This window comes from Xenorhabdus yunnanensis (assembly GCF_028598805.1).
Classification (GTDB): Bacteria; Pseudomonadota; Gammaproteobacteria; order Enterobacterales; family Enterobacteriaceae; genus Xenorhabdus; species Xenorhabdus yunnanensis.
The window spans coordinates 1-17,948 of the sequence record NZ_JAQRFI010000045.1; the positions used below are offsets into that span (position 1 = coordinate 1).

Annotated in this window: 16 protein-coding genes; 7 read left to right on the plus strand and 9 right to left on the minus strand. The window is 43.2% G+C overall.

What is annotated here, in order from left to right; genetic code table 11:
* Nucleotides 1–297: 297 nt before the first annotated feature.
* Complete coding sequence (gene gmhB / locus PSI23_RS16100; protein ID WP_273556042.1) at nucleotides 298–864, minus strand: D-glycero-beta-D-manno-heptose 1,7-bisphosphate 7-phosphatase; 567 nt, start codon at nucleotides 862–864, stop codon at nucleotides 298–300.
* 178 nt (nucleotides 865–1,042) lie between these two features.
* Here gmhB and metN point away from each other — a divergent pair, with 178 nt between their 5' ends.
* The 6 genes from metN (at nucleotide 1,043) to proS (ending at nucleotide 6,791) form a co-directional block, all read left to right on the plus strand.
* Nucleotides 1,043–2,074 (plus strand): methionine ABC transporter ATP-binding protein MetN, encoded by a 1,032-nt coding sequence (metN, locus tag PSI23_RS16105; protein ID WP_273556043.1) that lies wholly within the window; start codon nucleotides 1,043–1,045, stop codon nucleotides 2,072–2,074.
* Nucleotides 2,067–2,720, plus strand: coding sequence for a methionine ABC transporter permease MetI (locus tag PSI23_RS16110; RefSeq protein WP_273556044.1), 654 nt, complete (start codon nucleotides 2,067–2,069; stop codon nucleotides 2,718–2,720). The genes metN and PSI23_RS16110 overlap by 8 nt, the downstream gene beginning before the upstream one ends.
* A 124-nt stretch (nucleotides 2,721–2,844) precedes the next feature.
* Nucleotides 2,845–3,660, plus strand: a complete 816-nt coding sequence (locus PSI23_RS16115) for a MetQ/NlpA family lipoprotein (protein WP_273556045.1) — start codon at nucleotides 2,845–2,847, stop codon at nucleotides 3,658–3,660.
* A gap of 158 nt (nucleotides 3,661–3,818) precedes the next feature.
* Complete coding sequence (rcsF, locus tag PSI23_RS16120; protein WP_273556046.1) at nucleotides 3,819–4,214, plus strand: envelope stress sensor lipoprotein RcsF; 396 nt, start codon at nucleotides 3,819–3,821, stop codon at nucleotides 4,212–4,214.
* 32 nt (nucleotides 4,215–4,246) lie between these two features.
* The gene (gene tsaA, locus PSI23_RS16125; protein ID WP_273556047.1) at nucleotides 4,247–4,954 is read left to right on the plus strand and encodes a tRNA (N6-threonylcarbamoyladenosine(37)-N6)-methyltransferase TrmO; all 708 of its coding nucleotides are present in this window, start codon (nucleotides 4,247–4,249) and stop codon (nucleotides 4,952–4,954) included.
* 115 nt (nucleotides 4,955–5,069) lie between these two features.
* Nucleotides 5,070–6,791 carry a proline--tRNA ligase gene (gene proS, locus PSI23_RS16130; protein WP_273556048.1) on the plus strand — a complete coding sequence of 574 codons (1,722 nt, stop codon included), beginning with the start codon at nucleotides 5,070–5,072 and terminating at the stop codon, nucleotides 6,789–6,791.
* 91 nt (nucleotides 6,792–6,882) lie between these two features.
* On the opposite strand, the gene nlpE is transcribed toward proS, so the two are convergent.
* Entirely contained in the window at nucleotides 6,883–7,569 is a 687-nt protein-coding gene (gene nlpE, locus PSI23_RS16135) for an envelope stress response activation lipoprotein NlpE (protein ID WP_306309611.1), read from the minus strand.
* A 404-nt stretch (nucleotides 7,570–7,973) separates the two neighbouring features.
* Here nlpE and rof point away from each other — a divergent pair, with 404 nt between their 5' ends.
* A complete protein-coding gene (gene rof / locus PSI23_RS16140) occupies nucleotides 7,974–8,243 on the plus strand; it encodes a Rho-binding antiterminator (RefSeq protein ID WP_273556049.1) in 270 nt (89 codons plus the stop codon).
* 55 nt (nucleotides 8,244–8,298) lie between these two features.
* On the opposite strand, the gene tilS is transcribed toward rof, so the two are convergent.
* The 7 genes from tilS to lpxA all read right to left on the minus strand — a co-directional run bounded on the left by tilS (nucleotide 8,299) and on the right by lpxA (nucleotide 17,945).
* Nucleotides 8,299–9,663, minus strand: coding sequence for a tRNA lysidine(34) synthetase TilS (gene tilS, locus PSI23_RS16145; protein ID WP_273556050.1), 1,365 nt, complete (start codon nucleotides 9,661–9,663; stop codon nucleotides 8,299–8,301).
* Nucleotides 9,664–9,696: 33 nt separating this feature from the next.
* Nucleotides 9,697–10,614, minus strand: a complete 918-nt coding sequence (locus tag PSI23_RS16150; protein ID WP_273556051.1) for a DMT family transporter — start codon at nucleotides 10,612–10,614, stop codon at nucleotides 9,697–9,699.
* A 268-nt stretch (nucleotides 10,615–10,882) separates the two neighbouring features.
* A complete protein-coding gene (gene accA, locus PSI23_RS16155; RefSeq protein WP_273556052.1) occupies nucleotides 10,883–11,842 on the minus strand; it encodes an acetyl-CoA carboxylase carboxyl transferase subunit alpha in 960 nt (319 codons plus the stop codon).
* A gap of 12 nt (nucleotides 11,843–11,854) precedes the next feature.
* Complete coding sequence (dnaE, locus tag PSI23_RS16160) at nucleotides 11,855–15,337, minus strand: DNA polymerase III subunit alpha (RefSeq protein ID WP_273556053.1); 3,483 nt, start codon at nucleotides 15,335–15,337, stop codon at nucleotides 11,855–11,857.
* 28 nt (nucleotides 15,338–15,365) lie between these two features.
* A complete protein-coding gene (gene rnhB / locus PSI23_RS16165) occupies nucleotides 15,366–15,956 on the minus strand; it encodes a ribonuclease HII (protein WP_273556054.1) in 591 nt (196 codons plus the stop codon).
* Nucleotides 15,956–17,143, minus strand: a complete 1,188-nt coding sequence (gene lpxB, locus PSI23_RS16170) for a lipid-A-disaccharide synthase (RefSeq protein WP_273556055.1) — start codon at nucleotides 17,141–17,143, stop codon at nucleotides 15,956–15,958. The genes rnhB and lpxB overlap by 1 nt, the downstream gene beginning before the upstream one ends.
* A gap of 4 nt (nucleotides 17,144–17,147) precedes the next feature.
* Nucleotides 17,148–17,945 carry an acyl-ACP--UDP-N-acetylglucosamine O-acyltransferase gene (gene lpxA, locus PSI23_RS16175; RefSeq protein WP_273556056.1) on the minus strand — a complete coding sequence of 266 codons (798 nt, stop codon included), beginning with the start codon at nucleotides 17,943–17,945 and terminating at the stop codon, nucleotides 17,148–17,150.
* Between the last annotated feature and the right edge of the window lie 3 nt (nucleotides 17,946–17,948).

Genomic DNA, 17,948 nt, shown 5'->3' on the forward strand with positions numbered 1-17,948 from the left:
CTTGGTATCTTTTTCGCCTTTCGGCGTGGATAGTGTCTTGCGAGTGCCCACACAGATTGTCTGATTCAATTGTTAAAGAGCGGGGGCAACCGGGAAGTGCTTCCGGGTTGCAAGGCTGCGTATCTTACGCGTTTCGCCTTCCGTGTCAAGCCTTATTTTTCAAGGCCTTTCACTTTGTCATCCCGACAGGTTTGTGTGTTTGTCGTGACAACGGATGCGCATTATAGGGAGCCTTCTGATTTAGGCAAGTCTTTTTTGTGATTTTTTATTTAAGCGCTCACAATTTAGCCCAAAAGGTTATTTTTGCCTATTTTTTATCACATTTGGTAGGTCTGACAAGCTATTAACGACTAAATCTGCAGCTTGTTCTACTTCTTCTGTTACAGGCTTTCCTGTGCGAACAAGAACCTTAGTACCAACTTTTGCTGCATTGGCGGCCAACATATCTTCTATTTTGTCTCCTACCATATAAGAAGAAGACATATCGATATGTAATTCTTGCTGTGCATCCAGCAACATACCTGGTTGTGGTTTACGACAGTTACAGCTCTTCTTATGTTCTTCATCCTCTGCTTCTGGATGATGGGGGCAATAATAGATGCCATCAAGATCAACACCTCTATCTGCCAATGACCAATCCATCCATTCAGTTAACTGCATAAACTGATCTTCCGTGAAAATCTTACGCGCAATGCCTGACTGATTTGTAACCAAAACCAGAGCATAGCCCATTTTTTTCAGTTCAAGCATGGCTTCAATCGCGCCATCAATAAATTGAAAATTATCTATCTCATGTACATAACCATGATCGATGTTAATCGTGCCGTCACGATCTAAAAATACAGCAGGAATACCTTGAGTCACCTGATAGCTCCAAGAATGTACCAAGTGGGCAGTATCGCATGATTTATTACTGAATGAGAATGCAGCATTTAATTTATTCGTAGTTGACTTAGACGTCTAGACGCCTTAACATCCACTTTAATTCATGGCTTGTTGAAATGTTCTCAAGTCGTTCATCTCTACATCTAATAAGAAAAAAATGATAAGACTGACTCAGATAAATAAGATATTTCAACAAGGAACGCGTTCTATAAAAGCGCTTTCAGATATCAACCTTCATGTCCCACAGGGACAAATATATGGCGTCATTGGCTCTTCCGGTGCAGGCAAAAGCACCCTAATCCGCTGTGTAAATATGCTTGAGCGCCCGACTTCTGGTCAGGTATTAGTGGCTGGGCAAGATCTCACATCTCTCTCAGAACGTGAACTCACTCATGCGCGTCGTCATATTGGCATGATTTTTCAGCACTTTAATTTGCTGTCATCCAGAACAGTGTTTGACAATGTTGCGTTACCTTTGGAACTTAATAACACGTCAAAAGCCGATATAAAGACCAAAGTTAACGAATTACTCGATTTAGTCGGTCTCACAGACAAACATGATGCTTATCCTGCCAATTTATCTGGTGGTCAAAAGCAGCGTGTTGCTATTGCACGAGCTCTGGCAAACTCTCCCAAAGTGCTTCTGTGTGACGAAGCCACCAGCGCTCTGGATCCAGCGACAACTCGTTCTATACTAGAATTATTAAAGGACATTAATCGTCGACTGGGATTAACTATTCTTCTAATTACCCATGAAATGGACGTCGTTAAACGTATCTGTGATCAAGTCGCCGTTATCAGTGGTGGTCAATTAATTGAGCAAGATATTGTTAGCGCAATATTCTCACATCCCAAGACGCCGATTGCCCAAGAATTTATCAAATCTACGTTGCATTTGGATATTCCTGAAGATTACTTAAAGATGTTACAACCGGAATCCGCGCCTGATCGCAGTCCATTATTGAAACTGGAATTCACAGGTAAATCAGTTGATGCACCTTTAATTTCGATGGCTGTTCGCCACTTTAATATTGATATCGGCATATTAAGTTCCCAAATCGACTACGCCGGTGGTGTTAAATTCGGGGTTATGCTGGCTGAATTAGACGGGGAAAGCGATAGTATCAAATCAACAATTGAATTTTTAGAAAAGCATCATGTGAAAGTAGAGGTTCTCGGTTATGTCTGAAGGAATGATTTTATTATTAGCTAAAGGAGTCTGGGAAACTCTCGTAATGACTTTCGTTTCCGGTTTCTTTGGTTTTGTTATTGGATTGCCAGCGGGCGTGCTTTTATATGCTACCCGTCCTGGGCAGATTATTGAAAATGGTGCTCTTTATCGCATACTTTCTGCATTGGTAAATATTACGCGTTCAATACCTTTCATTATTCTATTGGTGTGGATGATTCCATTTACCCGTCTGATTGTAGGAACATCAATCGGATTGCAGGCAGCGATTGTTCCGCTGACCGTAGGGGCTGCGCCGTTTATTGCCCGCATGGTGGAAAATGCATTATTAGAAATTCCGACTGGCCTAATTGAAGCAGCACGTGCAATGGGAGCAACACCATTTCAGATCGTTAAAAAGATCCTATTGCCGGAAGCATTATCAGGCCTGATTAATGCCGCAACCATAACCTTAATCACATTAGTTGGTTATTCTGCAATGGGCGGGGCTGTTGGCGCCGGCGGTCTGGGGCAGATTGGCTATCAGTATGGATATATCGGCTATAACGCGACAGTGATGAATATCGTATTAGCATTATTGGTTGTTTTAGTATTCTTGATTCAGTTAGGCGGTGATCATTTAGTGAAAGCGGTTAATCGTAAATAAGATTATTTCAACAAGGTTTCGGTAAGGCCCTCATTACAGGGCTTATACCTAAGAGCCTCATTATAGCAGTACACGGTAACTTGATAAGACAAGTTATAAATCAGTATTCAATAGAGGTGAAAATATGTCAGTAAAATTGAAATCCATTGCGGCAATCGGTGCATTATTAGGTACATTAATTCTTGCCGGTTGCGGGCAGGAACAACGTGACCCAAACCATATCAGGGTTGGAGTTATTGCAGGGCCTGAACTTCAAGTTGCTGAAGTTGCCAAACAAGTGGCTAAAGATAAATATGGCCTTGATGTTGAGCTGACTACATTCAATGACTATGTTCTGCCAAATGAATCATTGAGCAAGGGAGATATTGATGTGAATGTCTTCCAGCATAAGCCTTTTTTAGATCAGCAAGTGAAAGAACGTAACTACAAATTGGCAATTGTTGGTAACTCTTTCATTTTCCCAATGGCGGCCTACTCAAAAAAAATTAAGTCACTGAATGAATTGCAAGATGGTTCTCAAATTGCCATCCCCAACGATCCGACTAATCAGGGCCGCGCTCTGCTGTTATTACAAAAACAAGGTCTTATCACTCTGAAAGAGGGTGTTGGTCTGCTGCCAACTATTTTGGACATTACCGGCAATCCTAAACATTTAGATATCGTACAACTGGAAGCGCCACAACTGCCACGTTCATTGGACGACCAAAAGATTGCTTTTGCGATTATCAATAATACCTATGCAGGGCAGATTGGGTTAACACCAGAGCAAGATGGGCTCTTTATTGAAGATAAAAATTCACCTTACGTCAATATTATTGTCAGTCGTGAAAATAATAAAAGTGCGGAAAATGTGCAGAAATTCGTGAAAGCATATCAATCTCCAGAAGTAGAAAAAGAAGCTAATAAAGTCTTCAAGGGTGGAGCAATAAAAGGCTGGTAATCTTTGCTATTCAGTCAATCAAGATTAAAATCATTGGGTGGATATTTTTATATCCACCCATTTTTATTGAGTGAAAGAAAATGCTTTTATGGTTGCTTCTCGCACTGACTTCACTCAATCCCCACTCACTGACGCTATCAATATGAGGATTCAACTCAATGCGTATGTTAGCTATCTGTTTCATGGCATTCTTTATCGCTGGGTGTACTTCACTGCCAACTCAGTCCGATAAATCTGATATGCCTGATTCGAAGTTGAAACACCAGTCAGTCAAGAAAAATAAAGTTCCTTCTTACGTCCGCCTATATACCAAACCGGATGAGCTTTTAGGTTTACCCTTTAAAGAATTAGGTATTGTAGCCGGTGAATCCTGCCGCAGTACGTTGCAAGACTCTCCTGCCAGTATTGCAACCGCACGGCAAAAAATGTTAGCGAAAGCCTCTTATCTAAATGCAAACGCAGTTTTACTTCATCAATGTGCAATTTTATCTGGCCAAGGTTGCTATCAAACTGCAATTTGTGAAGGGTCAGCATTACTGACAACCAATAAATAATTATGACTGAAGCTTTATTATAAAAAACACTCATGGCAGATTTTCATTTTACGCAAATAGGAACCATCCATTCTCCTTATAAAGAGAAATTTGCCATTCCCCGTCAACCGGGTTTGGTCGAAGATGGTACAGGGCAGCTGGAGTTACTTGCTCCCTACAATCAGGTTGATGCAGTACGCGGGCTGGAGCAGTTCAGTCATCTATGGATTATTTTTGTGTTTCACCAAACCATGGATGGTGGCTGGAATCCATTAGTGCGGCCTCCCCGTTTGGGAGGAAATGCAAAAATGGGCGTGTTTGCCACCCGCTCAACTTTCCGTCCCAACCCAATTGGCATGTCACTGGTAAAATTGAAAGGCATTCAATGCGAGAACAATCGTGTCATCCTAGAGCTTGGTAGTTTGGATTTAGTGGATGGTACACCTGTTATCGATATCAAACCTTACTTGCCTTTCGCTGAATCACGCCCAGATGCCAAAGCGGGTTTTGCCCAAGCAGCGCCAAATACAGACATGGCCGTCAATTTCTCACCAGAAGCAGAATGCCAGCTTCTATCCCACCAAGCCAATTACCCTCATTTGAGACGATTTATCAGCCAAATATTGGCTCAGGATCCCCGTCCCGCCTACCGTAAAAAAGCGCAGGAAAACCGAATATATGCAGCCCACATCTTAGATTTCAACGTTCGCTGGCTAGTTTTTGATGCCATAACAGAAGTGGTTTCTATCGAACGCCGCTAAAACTCCTTTTGACATCGCAAGCTCGCTGGTAGACTAGCGGTTTGTCTTTATTTTCTGGGTTGGGTGGTAATATCTTACTGCCCAAAAGCAATTTGCTATCCAATGGAAACTTACTATGCGTACTAGTCAATATCTGCTCTCTACTTTAAAAGAGACGCCTGCTGATGCAGAAGTAGTCAGTCATAAACTGATGCTTCGCGCCGGAATGATCCGTAAACTCGCTTCAGGTCTATACAACTGGATGCCGACAGGTGTTCGCGTGTTGAGAAAAGTTGAAAACATTGTTCGTGAAGAGATGAATAATGCAGGAGCGATTGAGGTTTCCATGCCGGTAGTTCAGCCAGCAGATTTGTGGCAGGAAAGTGGCCGTTGGGAACAATATGGTGCAGAGTTACTACGTTTTGAAGATCGTGGCGCTCGTCCTTTTGTTTTGGGACCAACCCATGAAGAAGTTATCACTGACTTGATTCGTAACGAAGTAACTTCTTATAAGCAGCTTCCGTTAAACCTGTTCCAGGTCCAGACCAAATTCCGTGATGAAGTACGTCCACGCTTTGGTGTCATGCGTTCACGTGAATTCATCATGAAAGATGCTTACTCTTTCCATACCAATCAAGAGTCTCTGCAAGAAACTTACGACAAAATGTACGATGCCTACAGCAAAATCTTTACCCGTATAGGACTGGATTTCCGCGCAGTTATGGCAGATACCGGCTCTATCGGAGGTAGTGCCTCCCATGAATTCCAGGTTCTGGCAGACAGTGGGGAAGATGATATCGTCTTCTCTACAAAATCCAACTACGCAGCCAATATTGAATTAGCTGAAGCTGTCATGCCATCTCAGGAACGTGCGGCTCCGTCTGAAAAAATGCATCTGGTCGATACACCAGACGCTAAAACCATTGCTGAATTGGTCGAACAATTCAATCTGCCAATTGAAAAAACCGTCAAAACTCTGATCGTTCATGCCACAGAAGAAAGTGGACATCAATTAGTTGCTTTGCTGGTCCGTGGTGACCATGAACTGAATGAAATCAAAGCAGAAAAATTGCCTTTGGTCGCCAGCCCCCTGAGTTTCGCTACCGAAGAAGAAATTCGTGCCATCGTGAAAGCGGGTCCAGGCTCTTTAGGTCCGGTCAATCTGCCTATGCCTGTCATTATTGACCGCAGCGTATCCGTCATGAGTGATTTCGGGGCAGGTGCTAATATTGATGATAAACACTACTTTGGTATTAACTGGGAACGTGACTTACCACTACCAGACGTCGCTGATATCCGTAATGTCGTTGAAGGTGATACCAGCCCTGATGGCAAAGGAACACTGTTAATCAAGCGTGGCATTGAGGTTGGTCATATCTTCCAATTAGGCACTAAGTATTCTGATGCCCTGAAAGCAACTGTACAAAACGAAGATGGACACAATCAAGTTGTCAGCATGGGATGTTACGGTATTGGTGTGACCCGTATCGTTGCAGCGGCCATTGAGCAGAATCACGATGATCGTGGAATCATCTTGCCAGATGCGATTGCCCCATTCCAAGTGGCAATTCTGCCAATGAACATGCACAAATCTTACCGAGTGAAAGAAGTCGCTGAAAAATTATATGTAGACTTACGTGCCAATGGTATTGATGTCATTTTCGACGATCGTAAAGAGCGCCCTGGTGTCATGTTTGCTGATATGGAACTGATTGGTGTACCACATACTCTGGTTATCGGCGATCGCAACTTGGATAATGATGAGATCGAATACAAATATCGCCGCACAGGTGATAAGCAAATGTTGAAATTGGACAATATTGTTGATTACCTGAAAGGTCATATTCAACAAGCCTGATTTTGCTTGAAAGTATCTGCTTAAACTGAAAAAACCTGCGTATTAATTGCGCAGGTTTTTTCATATATGGCTTATATTCCACTGTTATTCGTTATTTCTTGGTATAGCAGGAAGAGGTTTTATCAAAACGAATTTTACCTGTTTGGATCACTGCATTATCAAACAACCCATCTTCCATTGAAGGGCGAAGCGTGTAGTAGCCTTCTATTTCCACATAAACAGGCGTTCCGCCTTCTACTCCTATAGCACTGTAACCACGTTCTAAATCGATATTTTCAGAAGCGTCATAACGTCTTCCGGTATCACATTCTGTAAAAAGCGCTGAATCAGCAAAATAATTGTATTCCCCAGCCAGTTTTTTCGGTGTTACTTTATCTAATTCATAATTGAAGCTTGATTGAATTGGCTCACCGTTAATATCCAGCATGTCCAAACTTTCACCTTTGATCAGGTAATAAGATTTTTTACCGTCTTGATTATTCAAGATAATCTTTTTGCCGTTTATCACCCAATGACCCGTTTCAAAGAAAGTATTTTCCTCACTTTTGGCTTCCAAATAGGTTTGCCCCAATATATAAGTCCCATCTTTAGCAAGTTGTAAGGTAGTCTCGATACCTGAACAATCTGCACAAGGTACAATACCACTAAACACTTTCTCGGTTGATTGAGACTGTTCCTGAGGTACGGGGTCATTCTGTGTGACTGGAATGTTCTGACATCCAGCTACGGTGAAAACACCAGTAACCAGCAATGCAAGTAATATTTTTTTATTCATCATTTAACCCAATAAACTCAAAAAGATAATCAATTAGTTTCAAGTTGCAGTCACAAAGCAACAACTTGAAAGGTAAAGCGTATAACTCATTTTTTATAATGTCCGCTACTTATAAAACATGAGCTTTACGTGACAAGATTAACGTTACTTCCCCATATTCCAAAATATACGGAGAGAAAAATCAAATAGTATGACTTAATTGAGTTGCGTAATGATAAGATACAAATTTAACCTGCTTCTTGTTTTAATAAAATTGTTTCAACAAAATTGTTTCAACAAAATTCTTACAGATTTACCCAGTAATCACGGAAATCTTACTGTGCTATAGTCGTAAGTAGCGTTTTGCGTTTGATTCTGGTCAATCACGGGCGGCACGATAACCGCCACTAACATAGTGGTGAGCAAATATGTCTATAGATAATGAAGAATATCAACCAATTAACTGTGATGATTACGATAATCTTGAGTTAGCATGCCAACGCCAGCTGCATTTACATCTCCAATTACGAGGTGGTGAAATATTTGAAGGCAAAGCTAATAAGCTGATTTTAAGAAAAAAAATTGAATATCTTCTCATCGATTCAAATGAAGGAACCCGTGAATTCAGATTGGATTACATTATCAGTTTCAACAATCCAGAAATTGGAACGATTGTTATTGAGCATTCTTCATCATAACCGCGAATAACAATTGAACCCTCCTCCCAAAGTCCTTATATAAAATAAGGGCTTTTTAAAAAGTAACTTTCTTCCATTGAACTGAAATCCTCTCGTCATCAGACAAACACTGGCCTGCTTTAGTGATGAAAACACCCAGTGCTGCAATCAGTTTTTCATTGTAATAGAGCAAAGGTGTTCTCTCTCTGAGCCAAGGCGCAACGCCTAATTCTTGCCACAATTTTTTACTGTGTCGAGAATGTTGCCGCCCTACAATACTAATATTACCCTGAACACCAAAACGAATTGTTACTTGCTCATGACCATTTGGCATTCTCACTTTAATACTGTTTTCTTTAATATCATTTTCTTGCGAAAGGCACAGTGTTCCCAACCCATCTGGTAACATCAATTCCTGCCGTAAATCCCATGCAAAAATAGCACCGGCCAGATTCTGATATTGAGGTACCAACCAAAGTTGTTGCCGATAACGACGAATATCATGTTGCCCTAATCTAAAGCGAGGTTCTGCGTCTTGTCTGGCAAGTGCCACTTCTGACCAAATTCGTTGGAGCTGCTCGCGTGCTGGCATTTTTACACCACACTGATTGAGCCATCGTCGCAACAACGCATTTCGTTTTGCTTCAGAACTGTTTTCCAAAGGAGGAATAGATATCGAACCTTCCAATGTAATCAATGCATTCAAAGATTCTTTCAGTAATTCATCCAGCAATTGTTCTTGCTCCCCACACAAGCTGGCACTACGGGAAACAGCTTGCGGAAAGTGGGGCCAACGCTGATTGAGTAACGGCATGATATTCAGACGCAGGAAATTACGGTCATAACGATCATCTTGATTGCTATCGTCCTCTACCCATTGCAACCTTTGTGACTGAGCATACTCTTCCAATTCTGCACGACTTACATTTAGTAAAGGGCGAATCAATGTCGTTCCCGCAAATGGCATTCTGGAAGGCATAGAAGATAACCCAGCCGGTCCACTTCCTCGTTTCAATGCTAATAAAAACGTTTCTGCTTGATCATCAAGATGTTGCGCCGTTATTAAAACTTCGTCCTTCTGTAGCTCCTGTTGGAAAGCGTGATAACGGGCATTTCGGGCCGCAGCTTCAATTCCATTCTGGCGAGTATTAAGTCTGACTTTTTCAATCCGAAAATCAACCTGCCAGTCAGCACAAATCTGGCAACAATGCTCGCCCCATAAATCCGCCTTTGAGTTTAAACCATGATGAATATGGATTGCCCTTAACGCCATTCGCACCATTCTCTCACCACTCAATTGGTGAGATTGAGTCCGCAAACAAACAAGCAAATGCAACAATACGGTGGAATCCAATCCACCGCTAAATCCAACTAAAATCTTTTTATGCTGACCAATTTGTTCTGCCAACGTCGTGAGCAGAAGATCATGAGTACTTGCCATTATGGAACCAAACCTTTCTTCATTCTTGCCAGATCAATCCTCAATCAGATCATCCATCAATTTATTTTGTTCGGAAGATTTTTTCTTAGCACTGATGCAAAGTAATCCAGAAATGATAACCAACGCTAGTCCGATCGCATAGGCAGGGACAAACGCATCATCAAGAAACAGGATAATCCACATCATCGACAAGACTGGTGATAAAAATAAAATAGAAGCAATTTTATGAGAATCAGGACTGCTCATCGCCTTGAACCAAATGATATAAGAAATCCCATTCAGTATGATGCCATTAAGCAATGTTGGTATTAATGAATCACCGACAGGTAAATTAATGCTGCTGAAAGCAAACATAAATACCGCAGATACTAATGTAGAACACATGAATACCCAGAACGTACTAATATAGGGATCAATAGCGAATTGTCTTGATAGTACCGACATTAACGCAAAGCAAAACGCCCCGCTAAATACCAGCAACAAAGCCTGAGGATGTTCCACCGCAATCTCTGTAACATTTCCTTTCGTAAAAGTAATCACAACAGCCACAAAACCCATTGCAATACCAATCATCTGTCTGATCGACAATTTTTCTTTGAAAAGAAAAAATGATAATCCAATAATCATTAACGGCCAGCTATATTGAATTACCAACACAGCAACACCATTCTCAATGGAATAACCATAATAAAGCAGCAAATAGAAGAAACAATCTAAAGCACCTAAGATCAACACCTTAAGCATAACGGGAAAAGGAATGAATAACAGTTTCTTCCAATTTCTCCCCATCATGAGAGCGACAATAAATACCGCCAAAACCGACAAAATATTTGACCAGAATAAATATTGGAAATGGTCCATCTCTTTCTGACCAAAACGCGATATAGAAGGAATAAAACTCCAGATAAACACACAAGAAAATGCATAAATAATATATTTGTATTTGGCCATAGAAAAACTCAACTTATTATTTTAAAGCCCAGCCCACGAGGCACCTATTTCCATCCAATGTCATCAGGTATAATAATATTAGATCATTTTATATCATGATGATTTCGCCCTTATAAACAGCAAAACAGGTGGAAAAACTAGGGAGTTATCACTCCTCAGTACTTTCCACCTGCTATTAGCGATATTAAAAATAAAGAGATATTAAAAATAACGCCGTATTATATGGAAGCCGTTATCAATAATAGCTCCCAGAATTTACTTGCAGATCTTAGCAGTAACCGTATTGCATCAAGCGCTCATAACGACGGTTAACTAATTCTTCACTGTCCAGTTTGCTCAACTCAGCAAGATCAGCCAATAATTGAGTCTTCAATGTTTCAGCTATTATTTCATAGTTACGGTGCGCACCGCCCAGTGGTTCTGAAATAACCGTATCAATCAGATTCAATTCTTTCAGACGTGGTGCTGTGTTCCCCATCGCTTCAGCCGCTAATGGCGCTTTTTCAGCACTTTTCCACAAAATGGATGCACAGCCTTCAGGAGAAATGGTGGAAAAAGTACTGTATTGCAGCATGTTTACTTTATCACCAACACTCAGTGCCAATGCACCACCAGAGCCACCCTCACCAATAACTGTACAGATGATAGGTACGGAAAGACGAGACATTTCACGCAGGTTACGGGCAATGGCTTCTGACTGACCGCGCTCTTCTGCACCCACCCCGGGATACGCGCCCGGAGTATCAATAAAAGTAATGATTGGCAATTTGAAGCGCTCTGCCATTTCCATTAATCTCAATGACTTGCGATAACCTTCAGGCGATGGCATACCAAAATTACGGCGGATCTTTTCTTTCGTTTCGCGCCCTTTCTGGTGACCAATTACCATGACCGGACGACCATCAATACGCGCCAAACCACCTACTATTGCCTTATCATCAGCATAAGCGCGATCACCCGCCAATTCTTCAAAGTCAGTAAATATATGCTTAATATAATCCAGTGTATAAGGGCGCAGTGGATGGCGTGATAGCTGGGAAATTTGCCATGCCCCTAAATCAGCGAAAATCTTGCGAGTCAGCTCCAGGCTTTTTTCCCGCAGACGCTGGACTTCTTCATCCAGATTGATATCTAGCTTTTCATCTTGACGGCTAACTGCGGTGAGCGAATCAATTTTCGCTTCCAACTCGGCAATCGGCTGTTCAAAATCCAGAAAATTCAGACTCATAACGTTCCTATTCTAGTCAAATTCTAATTCTACCTGCTCATTACCCAGCAGAGTTCGCAGATCTGTCAAAAGGGTGTCTGTTGGCGTTACCCGCCATGTTGCACCAAATCGTAAACGGGCGCGGGCATCTACCCGCTGGTAATAAAGATGAACCGGTATCGTACCTGAACGGTGTGGCTCCAATGCACCACGGAGACGGTTCAATAATTGTTCATCAATTTGCCTGTCTGATAACGAGATAGCAAGCCCACGTGCAAATTTTTCACGGGCCTCACTGATATCCATTAATTCACGAACTGTCATTTTAAGCCCACCGTTGAAGTCATCAAAGCTGACTTGTCCGGTAGCAATCAAAATCTTGTCCTGTTCTAATAAATTCTGATACTTTTCCAGCGCATCAGAAAACAGCATGATCTCCAGCCGTCCTGAGCGATCATCCAATGTGCTGATACCAATCCGGTTTCCCCGTTTAGTTGTCAATATTTTGGATGCTAACACCAAACCTACCACAGTTGTTACTTGACCACGAGGTGTCGGATTCACATCTTTTAGACGCAACCCATTCGTATATCGTTCAATCTCTTTCAAATAACTTGTGATCGGGTGCCCAGTTAAATACAAACCCAGTGTTTCCCGCTCACCATCCAAGACTACCTGATCTGGCCATTTCGGCGTACTGGCATATGAACGCTCAACCTGTTCCGGCTCTTCCGCCAACACGCCAAACATATCCGTTTGACCAGTGGCTTCAGCTTTAGCGTGTTGATCCGCTGCTTTCAGTGCACCCTCCAGAGAGGACATCAGCGCCGCACGATGTGGACCCAGCCGATCAAAAGCACCGGACATAATCAGTTTTTCCATCACACGGCGGTTTATTTTTTTGATATCAACACGTGCGCACAGGTCAAATAGTTCCTTAAAGTACCCTCCTTTCTGCCGGGCTTCGATAATCGCCTCAATCGGCCCTTCGCCTACACCTTTAATCGCGCCAATGCCGTAAACAATTTCTCCGTCATCATTGACGTGGAAATGATACAAGCCACTATTAATATCAGGAGGCAACACTTTAAGCCCCATGCGCCAGCACTCATCCACCAGCCCAACGACTTTTTCAGTGTTATCCATATCAGCCGTCATCACGGCCGCCATAAATTCTGCCGGATAGTGAGCTTTCAGCCATAAAGTCTGATAAGAAACCAATGCATAAGCTGCGGAGTGAGATTTGTTGAAGCCATAACCTGCGAATTTCTCCACCAAATCGAAGATTTTCATGGAAAGTTCGCCATTAACGCCCTGTTTTATCGCTCCCTCTTCAAATACTGACCGCTGTTTAGCCATCTCCTCTGGCTTTTTCTTACCCATTGCACGGCGGAGCATATCTGCACCACCAAGCGTATAACCCGCCAAAACCTGAGCAATCTGCATCACCTGTTCCTGATACAGAATGATACCGTAAGTCGGTTCCAATACGGGTTTTAAGGATTCGTGCTGCCATTCAACATCAGGATAGGAGAGCTCTTCCCGTCCATGTTTACGGTCGATAAAGTTATCTACCATGCCTGATTGCAACGGCCCTGGGCGGAATAATGCCACCAATGCGATCATGTCTTCAAAGCAGTCGGGACGCAGGCGTTTGATCAAATCCTTCATCCCGCGGGATTCAAGCTGGAACACTGCCGTGGTTTCAGAGCGTTGCAGCATATCGAAGCTTTTCTGATCATCCAGCGGAATAGCCGCGATATCAATCGGCTCCAACTCTTTCTTGGTACGGCGTGCATTCACCATCTCAAGTGCCCAGTTGATGATGGTGAGGGTTCTCAGGCCAAGGAAGTCAAACTTAACCAGCCCTGCATATTCCACATCGTTCTTGTCGAACTGGGTAACCGGGTTTTGCCCTTCTGGATCACAGTAAATCGGTGCAAAATCAGTAATCTTGGTTGGTGCAATAACCACACCACCGGCATGCTTACCTGCGTTACGGGTGACACCTTCCAGTTTGCGCGCCATGTCTATCAGCGCTTTAACCTCTTCATCCGCTTCGTAAATTTCAGGTAACTGTGGCTCAGCCACAAAAGCTTTTTCCAGCGTCATGCCGGGATCAGGAGGCACCAGTTTTGATATTCGATCAACAAACCCATATGGATGGCCAAGTACACGCCCAACATCGCGGATAACAGCTTTCGCCGCCATCGTACCAAAAGTGATAATCTGCGATACCGCATCTCGTCCGTACATATCTGCAACGTGATCGATAACTTGATCGCGCTTTTCCATACAGAAATCGACGTCAAAGTCAGGCATAGAAACACGTTCAGGGTTAAGGAAACGTTCAAACAGCAGATCGAACTCCAACGGATCAAGATCGGTGATTTTTAACGCATAAGCCACAAGAGAGCCAGCACCAGATCCGCGCCCCGGGCCGACGGGAACACCATTGTCTTTCGACCACTGGATAAATTCCATTACGATCAGGAAGTAGCCCGGGAATCCCATCTGGTTAATGACTCTCAGCTCAATATCGAGACGCTCGTCATATTTTAAACGTTTTTGCGCCCTGCTCTCCGGATCGGGATAGAGAAACTCCAGACGTTCTTCTAATCCTTGCTTGGATTTTTCAATGAGGAAATCTCCGGTGCTCATTTTCCCCGTCGGAAATTGCGGCAGAAAATATTCACCAAGACGGATCGTGATGTTACAGCGTTTAGCAATTTCTACGCTATTTTGTAGTGCTTCAGGAATGTCTGAGAAAAGCTCGCACATCTCCTGTTCACTGCGTAGATATTGCTGAGGGCTGTAATTCTTAGGGCGTTTCGGATCCGCCAGCGTATAACCATCATGAATAGCAACCCGGATTTCATGGGCATCGAAATCTTCGCTTTCCAGAAAACAGACATCATTGGTTGCCACGACGGGGAGATTTTTTTCTGCTGCCAGTGCCACAGCCGCATGAAGATAGCTTTCTTCATCCTGACGTCCGGTACGGATCAGTTCAAGATAATAGTTATCAGGGAAATGCTCCTGATAAAAGTCGAGGCATTGATCCACCATCACACGGTTGCCACGCAGCAGGAATTTACCCACATCGCCCATACGCCCGCCCGACAGTAAGATCAGCCCAGCTTTGTATTTTACCAGCCATTCCCGTTTGATGGTCGGGCCCATCGCACCATAACCTTTTTGGTAAGCCTCTGAGATCAGCAAGGTCAGGTTCTGGTAACCTTCATTATTACGAGCAAGGACTGTCAGATGGGCGTATTCGTCCCCCAACAAATCACTTTCAACATAAAAATCAGCACCAATAATTGGCTTAATACCGGCTTCGTGGGCATTGCCATAGAACTTCACCAATCCACACAAATTGGTAAAATCCGTAATTGCAAAAGCTGGCATTCCCGATTTGGCGATTTTTTTCACCAATGAGCCAGTCTTAGCCAAGCCATCAATCATTGAATAATCACTGTGAACACGTAAGTGCACAAAACGTGGTTCTGTCATAGTCTGTCCAGATACTTATCCCAGATTTTTATCCAAGACCTAACGCCCTTTTAACTGGCGCAAAACTTTTACGATGATGCTCCGTAGCACCTAAAGAAGCCAGTTTTTCTAGATGTAGGGCTGTAGGATAACCTTTATGTTTCGCAAAACCATAGTCAGGAAACTGTTTATCCAATTCTGCCATTTCTCTGTCACGCGTTACTTTGGCAAGAATGGAGGCGGCGCTTATTTCTGCAACCAGATTATCGCCCTTTATGACAGCTTGTGCTGGCATTGCTAACGCTGGGCAACGATTGCCATCAATCAGAACATAGTCAGGTATAAGTGCCAAACCCTCTACTGCTCTTTGCATAGCAAGCATTGTGGCGTGGAGGATGTTGAGCTGATCGATTTCTTCCCGCTCTGCGCGACCGAGACTCCAACACAAGGCTTTTTCTTTTATTTCCAAATACAGCGCTTCACGACGTTTTTCCGTGAGTTTTTTCGAATCCATTAAACCCGCTATGGGTTTAGTTGGATCAAGAATAACCGCCGCCGTGACTACAGCCCCTACTAATGGGCCGCGCCCAACTTCATCAACACCGGCAATCAAATTCGCCTGAGGATAAACAAAATCCATTATCTTCTCGCTAATTCCAGAACGGCTTGTGCAGCCTGTTCATCGGCATTACAGCGAATGCTTTCGTGCAAATGCAAAAACGTTTGTTTCAACGCTTCCACATCAGCGCCACCGAGCAAAAGAGGCAACAATGCCTCTGATAACGCTTGTGGTTTGCATTCATCCTGTAGTAATTCTTTGACTAATTCTTTGCCTGCCAACAGGTTAGGCAAGGAAACATACGGTGTTTTCACCAAGCGTTTTGCCAGCCAGAATGTAAAAGGTTTCATTCTATAGCCCACCACCATCGGGCATTTAGCCAGCATACACTCCAGTGCTGCCGTACCGGATGCAAGTAATGTAGCATCACTGGCAATCATAGCTTCACGAGCTTTGCCATCCAATAAATGGATCTGCAAATCCGGTGCTATTTCGTCTTTAATGCCCTGAAACTGTTCACGCCGTTTGGCATTAACCAAAGGAACCAAGACTTGCAGGTCGGGAAATTTCTCCCGTAATAGCTGTGCGGTTTTTAAGAAATCAGCACTCAGCATCTCTACTTCAGCATGACGACTGCCGGGCAATATCGCCAGACAGTGAGCAGCCAATGGAATATCCAAAATTTTTCTGGCGGCTGCTTTATCCGTTTGCAAAGGCATCGCATCTGCCATCGTGTGCCCAATAAACTGGCATGGAACGTTAAACCGATCGTAAAAAGCTTTTTCAAATGGTAAAAATGCTAATACCAAATCCGTCGCCAGACCAATTTTAAACACACGTTTTTGACGCCATGCCCATACTGACGGGCTAACGTAATGGATCGTTCTAATTCCCTGCTGTTTAAGCCGGCCTTCTAACGTAATATTGAAGTCAGGAGCATCGATTCCAATAAACACATCAGGCTTCAACGCGGTAAAACGCGCTGTTAAGTCTTTGCGTATTTTTAGTAAACGAGGCAAACGACCCAGAACTTCGACGATCCCCATTACTGCCAGCTCTTCCATCTCATACCAGGCTTCACAACCCTCTGCCTGCATAAGGGAGCCAGCAACACCCACAAAGCGGGCGTGCGGAATTTTTGCTTTCAATGCACGAATCAACCCAGCCCCAAGGATGTCACCGGATGTTTCTCCGGCGACCAAGCCAATTGTCAGCGGGCGCTGATTATCAATAATAGAAGAAAAGGTAGTCAAAGGAGTATCCTTCATCTACTTAACGAATGATGCCACGACTGGATTTTGCGGAATTTTCCAGAAAATCATTGAATACTTTCACATGCGGATTGTTTTCTGCTTGAAGGCCAATATCTTCTCTGGCTTCTTCCAATGTTTTTCCACTGCGATAAAGCGTTTTATAAGAATTACGAATTGCATGCAGTGATTCTTTATCAAACCCACGGCGCTTCAGACCTTCAATATTCAACCCGAATGGTGTTGCATGGTTTCCCTGTGCGATGACGTAAGGAGGAATATCCTGAGCAACGCCAGAGCAACCACCGACCATAACATGGGAACCAATCTGACAAAATTGATGCACCGCCGTCATTCCACCAATAATGACGTAATCACCCAAAATAACATGCCCGCCTAATGTACCATTGTTCGCAATGATACAACGATCACCAACAATGCAGTCATGGGCGATATGGGCGTTAATCATCAACAAGTTGTCACTGCCAACTTTAGTCATACCACCACCCTGAACAGTGCCTCTGTGGATAGAAACACTTTCACGAATGCGATTACGGTCACCAATTTCAACGCGAGTTGGTTCACCCTGATATTTGAGATCCTGATTCACCTCACCAATGGAGGCAAATTGATAAATCTGATTATCACGACCTATCTTGGTGAGCCCATTAATCACAATATGGGATTTCAACTCAGTCCCTTCACCAATCTCAACCTGAGCACCAATATAACAAAATGGGCCAATACGAACATTGGCACCAATGACAGCACCCTCTTCAACAATGGAAGAGGGATGGATAACAGCGGTCTGATCAATCATGGG